Source organism: Staphylococcus sp. HMSC14C01, from assembly GCF_001808085.1.
Classification (GTDB): Bacteria; Bacillota; Bacilli; order Staphylococcales; family Staphylococcaceae; genus Staphylococcus; species Staphylococcus hominis.
In genome coordinates this window covers 21470-41840 of sequence record NZ_KV792014.1, presented here as the reverse complement: position 1 = coordinate 41840, position 20371 = coordinate 21470, and the positions used below count along the sequence as shown (strand labels likewise).

The 20371-nt window shown below is 34.7% G+C and carries 15 protein-coding genes and 1 pseudogene; 1 reads left to right on the top strand and 15 read right to left on the bottom strand.

Annotation, left to right across the window (positions count from 1 at the left end; all coding sequences use genetic code 11):
• Nucleotides 1-23: 23 nt before the first annotated feature.
• From HMPREF3131_RS01620 to HMPREF3131_RS01595, 6 genes and pseudogenes are all read right to left on the bottom strand, one after another.
• Nucleotides 24-1103 carry a branched-chain amino acid aminotransferase gene (locus HMPREF3131_RS01620; protein WP_070436382.1) on the bottom strand — a complete coding sequence of 360 codons (1080 nt, stop codon included), beginning with the start codon at nt 1101-1103 and terminating at the stop codon, nt 24-26.
• 174 nt (nt 1104-1277) lie between these two features.
• Nucleotides 1278-2234: an NAD-dependent epimerase/dehydratase family protein gene (locus HMPREF3131_RS01615; protein WP_070436381.1), complete on the bottom strand. Its 957-nt coding sequence runs from the start codon at nt 2232-2234 to the stop codon at nt 1278-1280.
• A 388-nt stretch (nt 2235-2622) separates the two neighbouring features.
• Nucleotides 2623-3576, bottom strand: a complete 954-nt coding sequence (locus HMPREF3131_RS01610; RefSeq protein ID WP_070436380.1) for an ornithine cyclodeaminase family protein — start codon at nt 3574-3576, stop codon at nt 2623-2625.
• 312 nt (nt 3577-3888) lie between these two features.
• A complete protein-coding gene (locus HMPREF3131_RS01605; RefSeq protein ID WP_048761979.1) occupies nt 3889-4308 on the bottom strand; it encodes an NUDIX hydrolase in 420 nt (139 codons plus the stop codon).
• Between the two features lie 4 nt (nt 4309-4312).
• On the bottom strand, nt 4313-4825 hold the full coding sequence (locus HMPREF3131_RS01600; protein ID WP_070436379.1) for a GNAT family N-acetyltransferase: 513 nt from the start codon (nt 4823-4825) through the stop codon (nt 4313-4315).
• Nucleotides 4826-4980: 155 nt separating this feature from the next.
• Nucleotides 4981-5124, bottom strand: a pseudogene (locus HMPREF3131_RS01595) (8-amino-7-oxononanoate synthase); the annotation flags it as partial.
• Nucleotides 5125-5258: 134 nt separating this feature from the next.
• On the opposite strand from HMPREF3131_RS01595, the gene HMPREF3131_RS01590 reads away from it, so the two are divergent.
• Nucleotides 5259-6425, top strand: coding sequence for a M20 family metallopeptidase (locus tag HMPREF3131_RS01590; protein WP_070436378.1), 1167 nt, complete (start codon nt 5259-5261; stop codon nt 6423-6425).
• A gap of 182 nt (nt 6426-6607) precedes the next feature.
• On the opposite strand, the gene tuf is transcribed toward HMPREF3131_RS01590, so the two are convergent.
• The 9 genes from tuf to rplL form a co-directional block, all read right to left on the bottom strand.
• Nucleotides 6608-7792: an elongation factor Tu gene (tuf, locus tag HMPREF3131_RS01585; protein ID WP_017175321.1), complete on the bottom strand. Its 1185-nt coding sequence runs from the start codon at nt 7790-7792 to the stop codon at nt 6608-6610.
• A gap of 210 nt (nt 7793-8002) precedes the next feature.
• Nucleotides 8003-10084: an elongation factor G gene (gene fusA / locus HMPREF3131_RS01580; protein ID WP_048761988.1), complete on the bottom strand. Its 2082-nt coding sequence runs from the start codon at nt 10082-10084 to the stop codon at nt 8003-8005.
• 121 nt (nt 10085-10205) lie between these two features.
• Nucleotides 10206-10676 (bottom strand): 30S ribosomal protein S7, encoded by a 471-nt coding sequence (gene rpsG, locus HMPREF3131_RS01575; RefSeq protein ID WP_001137495.1) that lies wholly within the window; start codon nt 10674-10676, stop codon nt 10206-10208.
• A 69-nt stretch (nt 10677-10745) separates the two neighbouring features.
• Nucleotides 10746-11159 (bottom strand): 30S ribosomal protein S12, encoded by a 414-nt coding sequence (gene rpsL, locus HMPREF3131_RS01570; protein ID WP_016931318.1) that lies wholly within the window; start codon nt 11157-11159, stop codon nt 10746-10748.
• Nucleotides 11160-11248: 89 nt separating this feature from the next.
• Nucleotides 11249-11509 (bottom strand): ribosomal L7Ae/L30e/S12e/Gadd45 family protein, encoded by a 261-nt coding sequence (locus HMPREF3131_RS01565; protein ID WP_017175319.1) that lies wholly within the window; start codon nt 11507-11509, stop codon nt 11249-11251.
• Nucleotides 11510-11656: 147 nt separating this feature from the next.
• On the bottom strand, nt 11657-15250 hold the full coding sequence (gene rpoC, locus HMPREF3131_RS01560; RefSeq protein WP_161795359.1) for a DNA-directed RNA polymerase subunit beta': 3594 nt from the start codon (nt 15248-15250) through the stop codon (nt 11657-11659).
• 189 nt (nt 15251-15439) lie between these two features.
• Nucleotides 15440-18991 (bottom strand): DNA-directed RNA polymerase subunit beta, encoded by a 3552-nt coding sequence (rpoB, locus tag HMPREF3131_RS01555; RefSeq protein ID WP_070436377.1) that lies wholly within the window; start codon nt 18989-18991, stop codon nt 15440-15442.
• A 203-nt stretch (nt 18992-19194) separates the two neighbouring features.
• A complete protein-coding gene (locus HMPREF3131_RS01550) occupies nt 19195-19803 on the bottom strand; it encodes a class I SAM-dependent methyltransferase (RefSeq protein WP_017175316.1) in 609 nt (202 codons plus the stop codon).
• Between the two features lie 171 nt (nt 19804-19974).
• Complete coding sequence (gene rplL, locus HMPREF3131_RS01545) at nt 19975-20343, bottom strand: 50S ribosomal protein L7/L12 (protein WP_049415686.1); 369 nt, start codon at nt 20341-20343, stop codon at nt 19975-19977.
• Between the last annotated feature and the right edge of the window lie 28 nt (nt 20344-20371).

Sequence of the window (20371 nt, the reverse complement as noted above, 5' to 3'; positions counted from 1 at the left end):
CGTTTCCAGCTTGTTTTTATAAGTTATTTATATTCCGGCACAATGACTCTCCAGCCATGTTTATCTTCTAATTTACCACTTTGGATGCCAGTGTATGTGTCATATAATTTTTTAGTGATTTCTCCAGGTTCGTTATTATTAATCACAATTTCTCTATCTTCATATTTTAATGTACCTACTGGAGAGATGACTGCTGCCGTACCAGAACCAAATACTTCTGTTAATTCACCTTTATCGTAAGCTTCGAATAATTCATCAATAGATACTTTACGTTCTTCGACTTCATAGCCTAATTCTTTTGCTAATTCGATAATTGATTTACGTGTAATACCAGGTAAAATACTACCATTTAACGCAGGTGTTACTAATTTGCCATTTTCAACGAAGAAAATGTTCATACTACCTACTTCTTCAACATATTTTTGTTCAACGCCGTCCAACCATAATACCTGATCATATCCTAAGTTATTCGCATTCGTTTGTGCTAATAAACTTGCTGCATAGTTACCTGCTACTTTAGCAAAACCTACCCCCCCACGAACTGCACGTACATATTCATCTTCAACATAAATTTTTGTTGATTTTAATGTATCACCGCCGTAGTAAGCACCTGATGGAGATAAGATAATTAATAATTTATATTTTTTAGAAGCACGAACACCTAAAATACCTTCTGTAGCGAATACGAATGGACGAATATATAAAGATTGACCTTCGCCTTCTGGTACCCAATCACGTTCGATATCGACAAGTTGTTTCAAACCATCTAATAATAATTCTTCATCTACTTTAGGCATTTCTAAACGCGCTAATGAATCATTGATACGTTTGAAGTTTTGATCTGGACGGAATAATACGACCTCACCATTATGTTTATATGCTTTTAAACCTTCAAATACAGCTTGACCATAGTGTAAACTTTGTGCTGCTGGAGAAATTTCAAACGGTGCATAAGGAACAATTTTTAATTCTTGCCAACCGCCTTTTTCTTCATCATAATCTACACTTAACATATAGTCAGTGAAATATTGCCCAAACCCAAGATTTCCTTCTGGTTTTTCTTTAAGTGTGCCACGTTGCTCAAATTTAACTTTTTCTGACATGTTGAAGCCTCCTAATATATTTCATGAATAAGATTTAATATAAATTATAGCAATCTCATATAGTCTATTCAATAAATTTTCTAAAAATTCAAATAAAATAAAAAATGAAACCCTTTTCTTTTTTATACTCTTTAAAAGAGAGTCAAATTCCAAACCACCTTTTTAATTATGAACTTATGTCTTTTCTTCATTTTCTTTAATCGTTCGTATCATTGTTTCTGTCATTTTAGCCAAATGATACTTTGGATTAAAGCCCCATTCTTTTCGAGAATAACTGGTATCAATATTATCTGGCCACGTATCTGCAATCGCTTGTCTTACTGGATCGACATTATAATCTAATGTAAATTCTGGAATATGTTTCTGAATTTCTTTCTTAATCATCTCAGGTTCAAAACTCATTGCGCTTAAATTATAACCATTGCGTGTTACAAGTGTCTTACTATCCGCTTCCATAAGTTGAATAATCGCATCAATGGCATCGTCCATATACATTATATCCATATACGTATTTTTAGCAATATAGCTCGTGTAGTGACCATGTCTAACCGCTTCGAAATATATTTCTACTGCGTAATCTGTAGTACCTCCACCTGGCTCTTTGGCATGTGAAATGAGTCCTGGAAATCTTACACTACGTGTGTCGACACCAAATTTTTTAAAGTAATATTGGCATAATAATTCACCTGTAACTTTATTTATTCCGTACATTGTTGTCGGTTGTTGAATCGTATTTTGAGGTGTGTTTTTCTTAGGTGTAGACGCACCAAATGCCCCAATTGAACTTGGCATAAAGAAACGTAAGCCATACATTCTTGCAGTTTCTAAAGCATTCATTAACCCACCCATATTTAAATCCCAAGCCTGCAAAGGATTTTTTTCAGCTGTTGCAGAAAGTAACGCAGCCATATGCATAAGTGTATCTGCTCTAAAGTCTTCTACTACAGCCATCATTGCGTCACGATCTGTTACATCAAGTAATTCAAATGGACCATCATTAATCAATGAATGTGGTTCTAGCTCTTTAATATCAGTGGCTAATACATTATTTTTCCCATATAATTTTCTACATTTTAGTACCAATTCAGTTCCTATTTGTCCTAGTGCTCCTGTAATTACAATTCTCTTCATTATTATTTCTCCCTTTATCTTATCTATCCTAGTAGCGACTTTTTAGAACTCCCCATATTCTTAGATCCACTATATTATAAAACTATTTACATATATCATTAGATTGTACGTTAAAGTAATAATTTTATTCTTCTAATAAATTACTTATTTGATTTAATTTACGTTTTGTTTGTTAATCATTTTTAAAATTATCGTAAATTATTTTTTTCCTTCTTATATCTCAATGCCTATAGGCTACTATAAACTTGTAAATTATTTTTAAAAGAAGGCGAATATGAAGAAATACTTTGTATCACTCTTATTGATTTTCTTTATACAATAAAAATACCGTATCAGCCATGTTTATGTTATCACTGATACGGTATCTATTTTTTTATACAGTATATGGTTAATTAGTTTGTTGAGCTTTTTTATAAAAGTATTGTGCCACCACTATATCTACAATAGCTAAACCTACTGATTTAAATACTGTCACTTCTTCTTCATCATCACGTCCAGATATTTTTCCACTTACAATATCTCCTAATTCACCATGTAGTGATTGCTCAGTAATGATACCTTCTTCTAATGGTACTTTTAAATCACCTGTTTCTTCCATTGCTGCTTCTGTAGATTCAACAACTATTTTATTAGCAATCAACATCGTTTCTGAAGGTAGTTCTTGCATTTCAGGTTTAAATGAACCTACTGCATTTAAATGAACGCCGGGATGTAATGAATGAGAATACACCGGTTTATTTGAATTTGTAGCTGTCACAACAATATCTGCGTTTTCCATGGCTTGATCTGCTTCATCGAAGACTTTTGTTGACACGTGATACGTTTGTTTCACAAATTCAGCCAATTTTTCAGCTTTGGATCTTGTACGACTCGAGATATGAAGCATTTCAATATCTCTCACTGCTAATATCGCTGCAATGAGCCCCTCAGCTTGATCTCCAGCACCAATCACACACAATATTTTTGCATCTTCACGTGCTAAATATTTTGTAGCTACACCTGAAATGGCGCCAGTACGAATCTTAGTTAAATAACTACCATCAAGTACAGCAAGGGTTTCTCCTGTATCATAATCACTCAGCAATACGGATCCTGTAATTGTTTTTTTATCTAGTTTAGGATTATTAGGGGCGAAAGTGACTGTTTTAATACCGATAATATTTAATTCGTCTGATAAAGCTGGCATCACTAAATATCTATTTTCTTTATTAAAAGGTAATACATAACGTAATGGCGTTTCAGTTTTTCCTTCTGAAAACACCTGTAACGCGTGACCGACTTCTTCAATCACTTCTTTCATATCTAATAAGTTTTGTTGATCCTGTTCATTTAAAACGAGCATTTCATAGACCTCCACTGTTTGGATATTGTTAAACAATAGATTAGAAGTAGCAATCATCCAATTTAATCATTATATATTCTAATCAATTGAATATTAATATTTTTTATAGTTTTTATTAACTTATTATTGTGATGATATACAATTGATGATATCTTTATATTATAAATGAAAGGTACAGTTTACATAGTAAAGTGCCTTGCGATTTCATAACACTATGAAACTATTTATAAACTTTTGACACCCATCACTTTTCTTATGAGAAAAGTGATTTTTTTATATCTTACTATAAATGATTGTTGTAATACCTGTTTTTCAATCTATAACACCTTCATTATAATAGGTAGCTTTATTATCTAAAAATACTTTTAAACTGTGATTATAATATGTAAGTTTTTGGTCTGCTTCTTCGATGGTCATCCATTTTGTTTCTGAAATTTCATCTTTCATTTGTATATCTATGACTTCATTTTGAATTGTAGCTTTAAACATAATAAATAATGTATGTACATTCATTTGAGTGGATTTACCTTCATTAATACTTACAATATCTCCAATCTTAGCATTAAGACCTGTTTCTTCCATTACTTCACGTTTCAAAGCTTCAACTAGTGTTTCTCCCTTTTCTACCTTTCCTCCTGGTAATGACCACCCCCCGCCATCTGTATTATTAACAAGTAATACTTTTCTTTCTTGATTTTGTATGAGTGCATATACGACTTTTAAATCTTTCACAGTTTCACCTTCCATCATTTAGAATTTCAAATCGACTTACTGGCTGACCGTTTTTTTTAATATACGAATTAATTTCATATCCTCCATGTTTTTTTATTACTTTTTGTGAAGCATCATTATAAGGATTACATGTCATTAATACTTTATGTATCCCCATTTTATTTAGTCTATTTAGTGCTTCTTCTAACATGCTTGAAGCATAACCATTTCCTCTGTATGGTTTGGCGACGCCATAGCCTACATGTCCTCCGATATTTTTTAATTTATCATTAAGTTCATGACGAATATTTACTGCACCAACAATATCATCATTTTTAAAATAAAATAATGTTGTAGAAGGAACGTTATTCATATTTACGGGTGGATTATGCAATTGTTCGACCATTTGTTCAAAAGATTGATAATGTGCGACATCAATATTAGATGGAATAATTTTCTCATTGTTATCATACCAATATTGTAAATATCGAATTAAATTTTCTTTATCTTTATACTCTAGTTTTCTTAATTCAAGCATGTATACACCTCTTTTTTACAATTAGTGTACCACTAAAAATGAAAAACAATCCATTTATACATTAAAACTAATAGATTACTCAAATTAATTAAATGTTTATTTAATAATATTTAACCCTTTTCTAACTTTTAATACTTTAAATGCTTGATCTAACATTTTTTAGTGCGTGCGACATCATCACCTACGACATCGATAGCTTTAAATAATGTACCGCTTTGGAAATCAATTTTGTCTTGTAAGCCTAAATGTTTTACTATTTCTGCGCCTTTATCTATCACAACTGAACCATGTGCCTCATCATTTCTCTTTTGTTATTGATTCATCATATAATATTTGATAGTGTGTCTTTTATTAAAATTACAATGAGTGACTACTGAGTTTTAGTAGAATTTGTTATACTAAAGTTCATAATAATTAGGAAGAAGTGGTCAATGTGTTTGATTGGTTTCAATTAGCCAGTGAAAAAGAAAATAGAATGATTCAAATGCGTCGTTATATGCATCAATATCCAGAGCCTTCTTTTGAAGAAACGTGGACACATAACTACATTCTCAATCAGTTAAGTCATTTAGACTGTGAGATTGTGTCACCTGTAGGACGAAATGGTATCAAGGCAACTTTTAAAGGGAAAGAAAATGGTCCAACTATTGCATTTCGTGCAGACTTCGATGCATTACCAGTCCAAGAATTAAACGACGTTCCATATAAATCTAAAAACGATGGTTTTATGCATGCATGTGGTCACGATGGTCATACTGCTATTTTATTAGGTGTTGCTGAAATTGTTCATGAACATCGCCACTTATTAAAAGGAAATGTTGTATTTATTTTTCAATATGGTGAAGAGATTATGCCAGGTGGCTCTCAAGAAATGATTGACGATGGCTGTTTAAACGATGTTGATAAAATTTATGGTACTCATCTTTGGAGTGGTTATCCCGCTGGTACAATTTATTCAAGACCAGGTGCAATCATGGCTTCTCCAGATGAATTCTCGATTACCATTAAAGGTAAAGGAGGACATGGCGCTAAACCTCATGAAACAATTGATCCGATTGTAATTATGGCTGAGTTTATACTAAGTGCTCAAAAAATCATTTCTCGTACCATTGATCCTGTAAAAGAAGCAGTATTAACCTTTGGTATGGTACAAGCAGGTTCTTCTGATAGTGTTATTCCAGATTCGGCATTTTGCAAAGGGACGGTACGTACCTTTGATACAGAACTACAAGCTCATATTCAAGAGAAAATGGATAAGTTATTACAAGGTCTTGCATTAGCGAATGATGTCACTTATGACATGGAGTATATTAGAGGGTATTTACCAGTTCATAATCATGAAGCAGCTTATGAAACAGTTAAACAAGCGGCAAATGATTTACATTTACGTTTTAATAAATCAGAATTGATGATGATTGGTGAAGACTTTTCACACTATCTAAAAGTCCGACCTGGCGCATTTTTCTTAACTGGATGTGGCAATGCTGATAAGGGTATTACAGCCCCACATCACAATCCGCATTTTGATATTGATGAAGCAGCATTTAAATATGCTGCAAGTGAATTTCTTAAAATCTTAGAACTTGAAAGAGTTTTTTAATTCTTTGTTAAATATGTATCGTAAATCTTAGAATATAAACGATTGAAACAGCTCATAGATAGTATTTATCTATGGGCTGTTTTATTAATATTTTTTACTAAATAAAAGCACAGTGAACTTAAGTCTTATTTTCAAATAAAAAAAGACTCCCAATAAGGGAGTCTTCTATATCAAATAATAAATTATTCGAAGATTTCAGTTACAACGCCTGATCCTACAGTACGTCCACCTTCACGGATTGAGAAACGAGTACCGTCTTCAATTGCGATAGGAGCGATTAATTCTACTGTCATTTCAACGTTATCGCCAGGCATTACCATTTCAGTACCTTCTGGTAAGTTAACAACACCAGTTACGTCAGTAGTACGGAAATAGAATTGTGGACGATAGTTAGTGAAGAATGGAGTATGACGTCCACCTTCATCTTTTGATAAAACGTATACGTCTGCTTTGAATTTTGTGTGAGGTGTAATTGAACCTGGAGCAGCTAATACTTGACCACGTTGTACATCTTCACGAGCAACACCACGTAATAAAGCACCGATGTTGTCACCAGCTTCAGCGTAGTCTAATAATTTACGGAACATTTCTACACCAGTAACAGTTGTTTTAGAAGTTTCTTTGATACCAATAATTTCAACTTCTTCACCAACTTTGATTTGACCACGTTCAACACGGCCTGTAGCAACAGTACCACGACCAGTGATTGAGAATACGTCCTCAACTGGCATCATGAATGGTTTATCAGAGTCACGTTCTGGAGTTGGAATGTAATCATCAACTGCTTGCATTAATTCTAAGATTTTTTCTTCGTATTGAGCATCGCCTTCTAAAGCTTTTAAAGCTGAACCAGCGATTACAGGTACGTCGTCACCTGGGAAGTCGTATTCAGATAATAAGTCACGTACTTCCATTTCAACTAATTCTAATAATTCTTCATCGTCAACCATGTCAACTTTGTTTAAGAATACTACTAATGCTGGTACACCAACGTTACGTGATAAAAGAATGTGTTCACGAGTTTGTGGCATTGGACCGTCAGCAGCAGATACTACTAAGATACCACCGTCCATTTGAGCAGCACCAGTGATCATGTTTTTAACATAGTCAGCGTGTCCTGGGCAGTCAACATGAGCATAGTGACGTTTGTCAGTTTGATATTCGATGTGTGCAGTATTGATTGTAATACCACGTTCTTTTTCTTCTGGAGCGTTGTCAATCATATCATATGATTGTGCTACAGTGTCACCATTTTTAGCTAATACAGTTGCGATAGCAGCTGTTAAAGTAGTTTTACCATGGTCAACGTGACCGATAGTACCAATATTGGCATGTTCTTTTGAGCGATCAAATTTTTCTTTTGCCATTATTAAATCTCTCCTATTCTAGTTAAAGTTATTTCAATATTATCTCTCATGATAGTTACTCACTATCATGAGACATAATGATTGTTCTAAAAAGAATTCATAGTTCTTTTATAATGCATTTTGGATAAAAAATCAATTCATAAAGATGAATGCTTAATTAATAAGCTCAAGCTGTATTTTACCTAGATTTACTAGTTAAAACAAGTTATATTATTCACCTTTATTTTTTTTGATGATTTCTTCAGCAATTGATTTTGGAACTTCTGCATAATGGTCAAAGTACATAGTGTAAGTACCGCGACCTTGAGTGTTAGAACGTAATGAAGTTGCATAACCAAACATTTCTGAAAGTGGTACATAAGCGTTAACAACTTGTGCATTACCACGTGGTTCCATACCATCAACACGTCCACGACGAGCTGTTACGTCACCCATGATATCGCCCATGTATTCTTCAGGCATTTCGATTGTAACTTTCATCATTGGTTCTAAGATAACTGGATCACATTTTTTAGCAGCTTCTTTAAGTGCTAATGATGCAGCAATTTTGAAGGCCATTTCTGATGAATCGACATCATGGTATGAACCATCAAATAATTTAGCTTTAACATCAATTAATGGATAACCAGCTAATACACCGTTTTCCATAGCATCTTTAAGACCAGCTTCAACTGATGGAATGTATTCACGAGGAACTACACCACCAACGATAGCGTTTTCGAATTCGAAACCTGCGCCAGTTTCATTTGGAGTGAATTCAATATGAACATCACCATATTGTCCACGACCACCTGATTGACGAGAGAATTTACCTTGAACTTGAGCAGATTGTTTAAATGTTTCACGATATGAAACCATTGGTGCACCTACGTTACATTCAACGTTGAATTCTTTTTTCATACGGTCTACTAAGATATCTAAGTGTAACTCACCCATACCACCGATGATAACTTGTCCAGTTTCTTCATCAGTATGTGCATGGAAAGTAGGGTCTTCTTCTTGTAATTTAACTAAAGCTTGAGTCATTTTATCTTGGTCAGCTTTAGACTTAGGTTCTACTGATAAGTGAATAACTGGTTCTGGGAATTCCATTGATTCCAAGATAATGTCATTTTTCTCACCACATAAAGTGTCACCAGTACCTGTTTCTTTAAGACCTACAGCTGCAGCGATATCTCCTGAGTAAACAGTGTCAATTTCTTGACGAGAGTTCGCATGCATTTGTAATAAACGACCTACACGTTCACGTTTATCTTTTGTTGAGTTTTTAACGTATGAACCAGATGTTAACGTACCTGAATATACACGGAAGAAAGTTAATTTACCAACATAAGGGTCAGTCATAACTTTGAAAGCTAACGCTGCGAATTCAGCATTATCGTCAGCTTTTGCAATGACTTCTTCATCAGGATTTTCAGCACGATGACCTACGATAGGTTTAACATCTAATGGTGATGGTAAGTAATCAATTACTGCATTAAGCATTAATTGAACACCTTTGTTTTTGAATGCTGTACCACAAAGTACTGGGTAGAATTCTACGTCAGTAGTTGCTTGACGGATAGCATTTTTTAATTCAGCTACTGAAATTTCTTCGTCACCAAGATATTTTTCCATTAATTCGTCGCTAGTTTCTGCAACTGCTTCGATTAAGTTAGAACGAGCTTCTTCAGCTCTTTCTTTGTGATCTTCAGGAATTTCAATTTCTTCAATTTCTGTACCTAAGTCATTTGTATATTTGAAACATTTCATTTCAACTAAGTCAATGATTGCTTCAAATTCATCTTCGGCACCAATTGGTAATTGGATAGGTGCTGCATTTGCTTGTAAGCGATCATGTAATGTACTTACTGAATACTCAAAGTTTGCACCAAGTTTATCCATTTTGTTAACGAATACAATACGAGGAACACCATAAGTAGTAGCTTGACGCCAAACAGTTTCAGTTTGAGGTTCTACACCTGATTGAGCATCAAGTACAGTAACCGCACCATCAAGTACACGTAATGAACGTTCAACTTCTACAGTGAAGTCTACGTGTCCTGGTGTATCGATAATGTTAACACGGTGGTCTTTCCAAGAAGCTGTTGTTGCAGCTGATGTGATTGTAATACCACGATCTTGTTCTTGTTCCATCCAGTCCATTTGTGAAGCACCTTCATGTGTTTCACCAATTTTGTGGATACGACCTGTATAATAAAGAATACGTTCAGTCGTTGTAGTTTTACCAGCATCGATGTGAGCCATGATACCGATATTACGAGTGTTTTTCAAAGAAAAGTCTCTAGCCATTGTTTTTCTCCTTCCAGTTATTACTGAATAAGTACTATAGAATATGGCGATGCCCTAAGCATGAACCATTTTACTTGGTAAACCAATATGACGGAACACACTCAGGGTTAAAGCTTCAATCTTACCAACGATAGTGAGCGAATGCTTTGTTCGCTTCAGCCATTTTGTGAGTGTCCTCACGTTTTTTGACTGCACCACCTGTATTATTAGCAGCATCTAAGATTTCGTTAGCTAAACGATCTTCCATAGTTTTTTCACCACGAAGACGAGCGTAGTTTACTAACCAACGTAATCCTAAAGTTGTACGACGTTCTGGGCGCACCTCAACAGGTACTTGGTAGTTTGAACCACCTACACGACGCGCTTTTACTTCTAATACTGGCATAATGTTGTTAATAGCTTCTTCGAATACTTCTAAAGCATCACGACCACTGCGTTGTTCTACAAGGTCAAATGCAGAATAAAGAATTCTTTGTGCTGTTCCGCGTTTACCATCTAACATAATTTTGTTAATTAATTTTGTAACTAACTTAGAGTTATGAATTGGATCTGGTAATACGTCTCTTTTAGGTACTGATCCTTTACGAGGCATTATAAAGTCCTCCCTTCCTATTATAATATATTCTTAAAAATTGATAGTAAAATTTACACAATCTTAAACTTAATTTTTAGGTTTTTTAGTTCCGTATAATGAACGTCCTTGTCTACGTCCATCTACACCTGAAGTATCAAGTGCACCACGTACAATATGGTAACGCACACCAGGTAAGTCTTTTACACGTCCACCACGTACAAGTACAACACTGTGTTCTTGTAAGTTATGGCCGATACCAGGAATGTATGCGTTGATTTCAATGTTGTTTGATAAACGCACACGAGCGTATTTACGTAACGCTGAGTTAGGTTTTTTAGGTGTCATTGTACCTACACGAGTACAAACACCACGTTTTTGAGGTGAGTTTAAGTTAGTAAATTGTTTCTTTTTACTATTGAAACCTCTGTTTAACGCTGGTGAATCTGATTTTTTAGATTTACTTTGTCTAGGTTTACGTACTAATTGATTAATAGTTGGCATTGAATGTCCTCCTCTCTTCATTTTTTAATTCCACACATCCAGGTGGTTCATTTTTAGGTTAAATAAAATTTAGTAAGTGTAAAAACTTACTAATTCTCATTCAATAACGCAACAATTGTCGCATTAACATTAATACCTACTGCTTTTCCTAAAGCCGATTTGCTTTCGAAATAAGTAATCGGTATGCTTTTATGATTGATTTGGCTAAATACTTGAGCTAATAAGTATATCTCAACATCTTTAGCAATAATCAATGATGCAACTTGATCTTTTTTCAACGCTTTTAACGTTTGTTTAAGACCAACTACAAAATGTTGTTTGTTAAAGCGTGCAACTTTTTCATTAGACATTAAATATCCTCCAAAGTTCTGCTTGCATCAACCTTTACAATAATAACACTTTATATAATAATTAGTCAACATTTTTTATCATTTTCTGTAAATATTAAAAGAAAAGAACTTGGAACAAATTAAAGTTCCAAGTTACTTTCACATTAATTACTCAGTCACTTCTGCTTCGTCAGCTTCAGCAACTGGAGTACCCACTTTATCGTATTTAACGTCACTATAACGTCTCATACCTGTACCAGCTGGGATAAGTTTACCGATAATAACATTCTCTTTAAGTCCAAGTAAGTCATCGCGTTTACCTTTAATAGCAGCATCAGTAAGTACACGAGTAGTTTCTTGGAATGAAGCCGCAGATAAGAAGCTTTCTGTTTCAAGAGATGCTTTAGTAATACCAAGTAATACTGGTTTTGCAGTAGCTGGGCGTTTACGTTCTTTAAACGCTTCTCTATTTGCATCAGTAAAGTTATGAATATCTACTAATGAACCTGGTAGAAGTTTAGTGTCACCAGCTTCAATAATTCTTACTTTACGTAACATTTGTCTAACCATTACTTCAACGTGTTTATCATCAATTTCTACACCTTGCATACGATAAACTTTTTGTACTTCTTTAAGTAAGTAGCTTTCAGTCGCGTTTAAACCAGCAACAGCTAAGAAGTTCTTAGGTTCAATAGAACCTTCAGTTAATACTTCTCCACGTTCTACTGATTGGCCAATTTCTACTTTAATTCTTGAAGTACCTGAAGCAAGATAAGATCGTGTTTCATTAGCGCCTTTAATTACAATTTCTTGTTGGCGATCTTTTGCTAATTTAATATCTTCAACGACACCTTCGATTTCAGTAATTACCGCTTGACCTTTAGGGTTACGTGCTTCAAAGATCTCTTGGATACGAGGAAGACCTTGAGTGATATCGCTTCCTGCTACCCCACCTGTATGGAAGGTACGCATTGTAAGTTGGGTACCAGGCTCACCAATTGATTGAGCGGCAATAGTACCAACTGCTTCACCTACTTCAACTTTTTCACCTGTAGCAAGGTTTTTACCGTAACATTTTTCACATACACCATGACGAGTATTACATGTAAATGCTGAACGGATATACATTTTTTCAATACCTGCATCTGTAATTTTCTTAGCAATTTCAGGTGTGATTAATTCATCAGGACGAATAATGATTTCATCCGTTTCAGGATGACGAATTGTTTCTTTAGAATAACGGCCTTCAATACGTTCGATAAATGGTTCAATCATTTCTGTACCTTCTTTAATATCAGAAACTAATAAACCACGGTCCGTACCACAATCTTCTTCACGAACGATAACATCTTGTGCAACATCAACAAGACGACGAGTAAGATAACCTGAATCGGCTGTTTTAAGTGCTGTATCGGCAAGACCTTTACGCGCACCATGAGTTGAGATGAAGTATTCTAATACTGTTAAACCTTCACGGAATGATGAAGTAATTGGTAACTCAATAATTTTACCTGATGGCGCAGCCATTAATCCACGCATACCAGCTAATTGTGTGAAGTTAGATGCGTTACCACGGGCACCTGAGTCACTCATCATAAAGATTGGGTTTGTTTTTTCAAGTGATTGCATTAATTCGCCTTGAATTTGATCTTTAGCATCTGTCCAAATTTCAACAACTGCATTGTAACGTTCATCTTCAGTGATTAAACCACGATTAAATTGTTTAGATACACGTTCTACTAATTTTTCGTGTTCATCTAAAATTTGTTGTTTATCTGGAAGTACTACGATATCAGATACACCAACTGTAATACCAGCTTTAGATGAGAACTTGAATCCTAAGTCTTTCATGCGGTCAAGCATCATTGATGTATCTGTGATGCTAAATCTATTAAATACTTCAGCAATAATATTACCTAAGAATTTTTTGTTGAAAGGTGCAGTAAGTTCTTGCTCTTCGAAGTAAGCTTTAAGACCACCTTCACCTAATTGTGTTGGATCAACAAAATATTTATCAGGTGTTTTATCTTCTAAGTTTTCTTGAGTAGGCTCATTAATATATGCAAATGAATCTGGAATGATTTCATTAAAGATCACTTTACCTACAGAAGTAGCTAAAATTTTATTATTTTGTTCTTCTGTAAATGTAGGGTTATTAAGTGAACGCGCATGTAAACCTATACGAGTGTGTAGATGAACATAACCATTTGCATATGCTTTAAGTACTTCATTTGTATCATTAAAGATTATACCAGTATTTACAGCATCTTTACGTTCTAAAGTTAAGTAATAGTTACCTAATACCATATCTTGTGATGGTGTAACAACTGGTTTACCATCTTTAGGGTTCAAGATATTTTGTGCCGCTAACATTAACATACGTGCTTCAGCTTGTGCTTCTTTAGATAATGGTACGTGTACCGCCATTTGGTCACCATCAAAGTCAGCGTTATAAGCTGTTGTTACAAGTGGATGTAAACGGATTGCACGCCCTTCTACTAAAGTAGGTTCGAAAGCTTGAATACCTAATCTGTGAAGCGTTGGCGCACGGTTAAGTAATACTGGGTGTTCTTTAATGACATCTTCTAATACATCCCATACTTCATCATCCATGCGTTCAATTTTACTTTTCGCATTTTTAATGTTTGTTGCGATTTCACGTTGAACTAATTCTTTCATGACGAAAGGTTTAAATAATTCAAGTGCCATTTCTTTTGGAAGACCACATTGATACATTTTTAAGTTTGGTCCTACCGCGATAACTGAACGACCTGAGTAGTCAACACGTTTACCAAGTAAGTTTTGACGGAAACGACCTTGTTTACCTTTTAACATATGTGATAAAGATTTCAATGGTCTATTACCTGGACCAGTTACTGGACGACCACGACGACCATTATCGATTAGTGCATCTACTGCTTCTTGTAACATACGTTTTTCGTTTTGAACGATGATACCAGGAGCACCAAGATCTAATAAACGTTTCAAACGATTATTACGGTTAATAACACGACGATATAAATCATTTAAATCACTTGTTGCAAAACGTCCACCATCTAATTGAACCATAGGACGAATTTCTGGTGGAATAATTGGTAGTACATCTAAAATCATCCATGAAGGATTATTTCCAGAATTTCTAAATGATTCCACAACTTCTAAACGTTTAATTGCACGTGTTAATCTTTGTCCAGTTGCTGATTCTAATTCATCACGTAATGCTTTTAATTCTTCATCTAAGTCAATTTCTTCTAATAGGTCTTTAATACCTTCTGCACCCATTTTTGCTACAAATTGACCTGGGTATTTATCATAATATTCTCTGAATTCAGCTTCAGATAATAATGATTTTTTCTCTAATCCAGTTGGACCTGGATCTACAACCACATAAGAAGCAAAATAAATAACTTCTTCTAATGATCTTGGAGACATATCTAATAAAAGACCCATACGACTTGGGATACCTTTAAAGTACCAAATGTGAGAAACAGGTGCTGCTAATTCAATATGACCCATTCTTTCACGACGAACTTTAGATTTTGTGACTTCTACACCACAACGGTCACAAACCATGCCTTTGTAGCGTACACGTTTGTACTTACCACAACTACACTCCCAGTCTTTTGTAGGTCCAAAAATTCTTTCACAGAAAAGACCATCTTTCTCAGGTTTCAAAGTACGATAGTTAATTGTTTCTGGTTTTTTCACTTCACCATATGACCAAGAACGGATTTTTTCAGGTGAGGCTAAACCGATTTTCATATAATGGAAATTATTTACATCAATCAAGGAGCCTACCTCCTTCAATTTAGATTAGCTGTGCTATTTGATTGATTTACATTTACTGAAACTGACATCACATACATAAGATGCACATCAGTGCGCAATCTAAATCTTGATGAGATTAAAATTACGCAACTCATGTTTATTCATCTTAAATTTATAATTTTATTATTCGTTAGTTTCTTTTTGAGTTTCTGGAACATCTTTTTGTTGTAAATCTACTTTGCGCTCAGTTGCATCTTCATCATCAACATCGGCCATTTCGATTTCATTATCATGTTCATCCATAACTTTTACATCTAAACCTAAACTTTGTAATTCTTTCATCAATACTCGGAATGATTCAGGAACACTTGGTCTTGAAATGTTTTCACCTTTAACGATAGATTCGTATGTTTTAACACGACCTACAGTATCGTCAGATTTATAAGTTAAGATTTCTTGTAATGTGTATGCTGCACCATAAGCTTCAAGTGCCCATACCTCCATCTCACCGAAACGTTGTCCACCGAATTGTGCTTTACCACCAAGTGGTTGTTGTGTAACAAGTGAGTAAGGTCCAGTTGAACGCGCATGCAATTTATCGTCAACCATGTGAGCAAGTTTAAGCATATACATTACTCCAACAGAAATACGATTATCGAATGGTTCACCAGTACGTCCATCATATAATACTGTTTTACCATCACGTGCCATACCAGCCTCTTCGATTGTAGACCATACATCATCGTCGTTTGCACCATCGAATACTGGAGAAGCAACATGAATACCTAAGTTTTTAGCAGCCATACCTAAATGTAACTCTAAAACTTGTCCAATGTTCATACGTGATGGTACCCCTAGTGGGTTTAACATGATATCGATTGGACGTCCATCTGGTAAGTAAGGCATATCTTCTTCAGGAACAATCTTAGAGATAACCCCTTTGTTACCATGACGACCACACATTTTGTCCCCAACATGGATTTTACGTTTTTGAACGATATATACACGAACAAGTTGGTTCACACCTGGTGATAAAGTATCATCGCCTTCTTCACGATTAAATACTTTAACGTCTAGAACGATACCACCTGCACCATGTGGCACACGTAATGAAGTATCGCGAACTTCTCTTGCTTTTTCACCAAAGATGGCGTGTAATAATCGTTCTTCTGCAGTTAATTCTGTGACACCTTTTGGCGTTACTTTACCAACTAAGATATCTCCATCTTTAACTTCTGCACCGACGTATATAATCCCACGATCGTCTAAGTTTTTAAGTGCATTTTCAGAAACGTTAGGAATATCACGTGTAATTTCTTCAGGTCCTAATTTAGTATCACGTGCTTCAGATTCGTATTCTTCAATATGAATTGAAGTATATACATCGTCTTTAACTAATCGTTCACTCATGATAACGGCATCCTCATAGTTATATCCGTCCCAAGTCATGAAACCTACAACGACGTTACGACCTAATGCCATTTCTCCTAATTCCATTGAAGGACCATCAGCTAAAATTTCATTGTATTCTACAACGTCACCTACAGAAACGATTGGACGTTGGTTATAACAAGTACCAGAGTTTGAACGTTTAAATTTAGCTAATGGGTAACGGTCTAATTCGCCTTCATGTTCAGTTCCATTTTCCTCAACTAAACGACGAACTAGGATTTCATTAGACTCAACATGTTCAACACGACCTCTATGTTTTGCAGTAATTGCTGCACCAGAGTCACGAGCTGCCACATGTTCCATACCTGTACCCACAAATGGAGCTTCAGGATTCATCAATGGTACTGCTTGACGTTGCATGTTCGCACCCATTAACGCACGGTTAGAGTCATCGTTTTCAAGGAATGGGATACAAGCTGTCGCTGCTGATACTACTTGTTTAGGTGATACATCCATGTAGTCCATTTTTTCTTTTGCCATAACAGTATTGTTACCACGGAAACGACATACCACTTCATCATCTAGGAAACGACCATTTTCATCTAAACGAGAATTGGCTTGTGCAACTACATAGCTATCTTCTTCATCAGCAGTTAAATAATCAATTTGATCAGTAATTGAATTTGTATCAATATCTACTTTACGATATGGTGTTTCGATAAAACCAAATTCATTTACACGTGCATAACTAGATAATGAGTTAATTAAACCAATGTTTGGTCCCTCTGGTGTCTCAATTGGACACATACGACCATAGTGAGAATAGTGTACGTCACGAACTTCCATTTGTGCACGTTCACGTGTTAAACCACCAGGTCCTAAAGCAGAAAGACGACGTTTATGTGTTAACTCTGCTAATGGGTTAGCTTGGTCCATGAATTGAGACAATTGAGAACTACCAAAGAATTCTTTAATTGAAGCAATTACAGGTCTAATATTAATTAATTGTTGTGGTGTAATTGAATCAGTATCTTGAATAGACATTCTTTCGCGAACGACACGTTCCATTCTAGATAAACCAATTCGGAATTGGTTTTGTAACAGTTCACCTACTGAACGTAAACGACGATTACCTAAATGGTCAATATCATCTGTATAACCAATACCATTCAATAAGTTAAAGAAATAACTCATTGAGGCAATAATATCTGCTGGTGTAATACATTTCACTTCTGAATCAGGTAATGCATTACCAATCACTGTTGTAGTGCGTTCTTCTTCATCATTTGGAACATACACTTTAATTGATTGAATTTCTACAGGTTCATCAATAACGCTACCTTCTAACTCGAACACTTCACTGTTTGCATTTGACTCTAAAACATTCATAATTTCGTCTAATTTACGACGATCTAAAACTGTTCCTTCTTCAGCAACAATTTCACCTGTTTCGCTGTCAACGATTGGTTCAGCTAATTTTTGGTTAAATAAACGATGTTTTAGGTGTAACTTTTTATTTGTTTTATAGCGACCAACACTTGCTAAATCATAGCGTTTAGGGTCGAAGAAACGTGAATATAATAAGCTTTTTGCGTTTTCAACTGTTGGTGGTTCACCAGGACGTAAACGTTCATAGATTTCTAATAAAGCTTGTTCAGTATTTTCAGTACTATCTTTTTCAAGCGTATTACGTAAGTATTCACTATCTCCTAATAAATCGATAATTTCTTGATCACTAGAGAATCCTAAAGCACGTAATAATACTGTTAAAGGTAATTTACGTGTTCTATCAATTCGAACGTAAACGATGTCTTTAGCATCTGTTTCATATTCTAACCACGCGCCACGGTTTGGAATAATCGTTGCGTCGTAATTTTCACGTCCATTTTTATCTATTTTTTCATTAAAATATACTGATGGTGAACGTACTAATTGTGAAACGATAACACGTTCTGCACCATTAATTACGAACGTACCAGTATCCGTCATCAATGGGAAGTCACCCATGAAAACTTCTTGTTCTTTAACTTCACCAGTTTCTTTGATAATGAGACGTACTTTAACACGAAGAGGTGCAGGATAAGTAGCGTCACGGTTTTTTGATTCTTCTAAATCATATTTTGGTTCACCTAATCTATAATCCACAAATTCTAAAGATAGGTTTCCAGTGAAATCTTCAATTGGTGAAATATCACGGAACATTTCTAATAAACCTTCTTTTAAGAACCAGTCATAAGATTTAGTTTGAATTTCTATTAAGTTAGGTAATTCTAATACTTCTGAAATTCTCGCATAATTTCTACGTTTACGATGTCTTCCATATTGGACAACTTGACCTGCCAAACAGATTCACCCCTCAAATATTGTGTTGAACTTATACACAAAATTTCACATAACAAGACAAAAAGAAAACGGCAACACAATTGATGACACCATTTTCGATTCTTCTCTTATTCTTGTTTATCGTGCTCAATTTGCGTAAAAGTACACACTTGTTGAACATAAATTTTTACATTTTATAACTATATCAGAATACCATTTTGAAATCAACCTTTTTGGCTCTTCAATATATAGTACCCTTTACTTTTGTTCACAGTTTCTACATTATTAAATATTTCTTCCATTTTCTTTTTAGCAGAAGGCATACCTTGCTTTTTCTGAATGACAACATAGAGTTCACCTTGATTTTTTAGCTTTTGATATGCTTCTTCAAAGATTCGATGAACAACATTTTTCCCAGCTCTAATTGGTGGATTTGTTAATACAAAGTCAAAGTATTCATTCTCAACTTGTGACAGACCATCACTTTCTGTAATGATGACATTATCAATTTGATTTTGCTTTTTGTTCTTTTCAGCTAAATGTAAAGCTCGATGATTCACATCCACCATAGTCATTTGATGGTGTGGTGACACTTTAGCAATCATTAAACCAATAGGACCATAACCACAGCCAACATCAATGATACGTTTACTTGGACCTGGTGGATGTTCATTTAAAAACGTTCGTACTAATAAATCAGACCCAAAATCTACTTTTCCTTTTGAAAAAACGCCCGCATCTGTCGTTAGTTTTAACTGAGATTTATGATAAAAGTATTGAATTGTTTTTTCATCACTTTGTACTTCAGGATTTTCATCATAGTAGTGACTCATGATTTCACCTCTTTATTTGTTCATCTATTTGATTAGAAAATGAATTAAAACCCCGTTATCAACAATAACGGGGTTTTAATTTCTCAAAGAATGCAAGTAATCATTAACGCTTTCATTCTAAAGTGACTAAGTTAAAATGATTTACTTATATATTAAGTTAAGATACTAGAATTATTTTAATTCTACAGTAGCTCCAACTTCTTCTAATTGTTCTTTAAGTTTTTCAGCATCTTCTTTAGCAACAGCTTCTTTGATTACTTTAGGAGCGTTGTCTACTAATTCTTTAGCGTCTTTTAAGCCTAAGCCAGTTGCTTCTTTAACTGCTTTAACAACTTTGATTTTTGAAGATCCAGCTGAAGTTAATTCAACGTCAAATTCAGTTTTTTCTGCGCCAGCGTCTCCGCCAGCAGCTGCACCAGCTGCTGCTACAGGAGCTGCTGCTGTTACACCAAATTCTTCTTCAATTGCTTTTACTAAATCGTTTAATTCTAATACTGACATTTCTTTAATTGCTTCAATGATTTGTTCTTGATTAGCCATTTTATTATTCCTCCATTTATTTTAAAAT

Bases quoted from the DNA above. Each gene is read 5' to 3' on its own strand.
- HMPREF3131_RS01620 (WP_070436382.1), bottom strand. From the start codon at position 1,103: ATGTCAGAAAAAGTTAAATTTGAGCAACGTGGCACACTTAAAGAAAAA.
- HMPREF3131_RS01615 (WP_070436381.1), bottom strand. From the start codon at position 2,234: ATGAAGAGAATTGTAATTACAGGAGCACTAGGACAAATAGGAACTGAA.
- HMPREF3131_RS01610 (WP_070436380.1), bottom strand. From the start codon at position 3,576: ATGCTCGTTTTAAATGAACAGGATCAACAAAACTTATTAGATATGAAA.
- HMPREF3131_RS01600 (WP_070436379.1), bottom strand. From the start codon at position 4,825: ATGCTTGAATTAAGAAAACTAGAGTATAAAGATAAAGAAAATTTAATT.
- tuf (WP_017175321.1), bottom strand. From the start codon at position 7,792: ATGGCAAAAGAAAAATTTGATCGCTCAAAAGAACATGCCAATATTGGT.
- fusA (WP_048761988.1), bottom strand. From the start codon at position 10,084: ATGGCTAGAGACTTTTCTTTGAAAAACACTCGTAATATCGGTATCATG.
- rpsG (WP_001137495.1), bottom strand. From the start codon at position 10,676: ATGCCTCGTAAAGGATCAGTACCTAAAAGAGACGTATTACCAGATCCA.
- rpsL (WP_016931318.1), bottom strand. From the start codon at position 11,159: ATGCCAACTATTAATCAATTAGTACGTAAACCTAGACAAAGTAAATCT.
- HMPREF3131_RS01565 (WP_017175319.1), bottom strand. From the start codon at position 11,509: ATGTCTAATGAAAAAGTTGCACGCTTTAACAAACAACATTTTGTAGTT.
- rpoC (WP_161795359.1), bottom strand. From the start codon at position 15,250: ATGAAAATCGGTTTAGCCTCACCTGAAAAAATCCGTTCTTGGTCATAT.
- HMPREF3131_RS01550 (WP_017175316.1), bottom strand. From the start codon at position 19,803: ATGAGTCACTACTATGATGAAAATCCTGAAGTACAAAGTGATGAAAAA.
- rplL (WP_049415686.1), bottom strand. From the start codon at position 20,343: ATGGCTAATCAAGAACAAATCATTGAAGCAATTAAAGAAATGTCAGTA.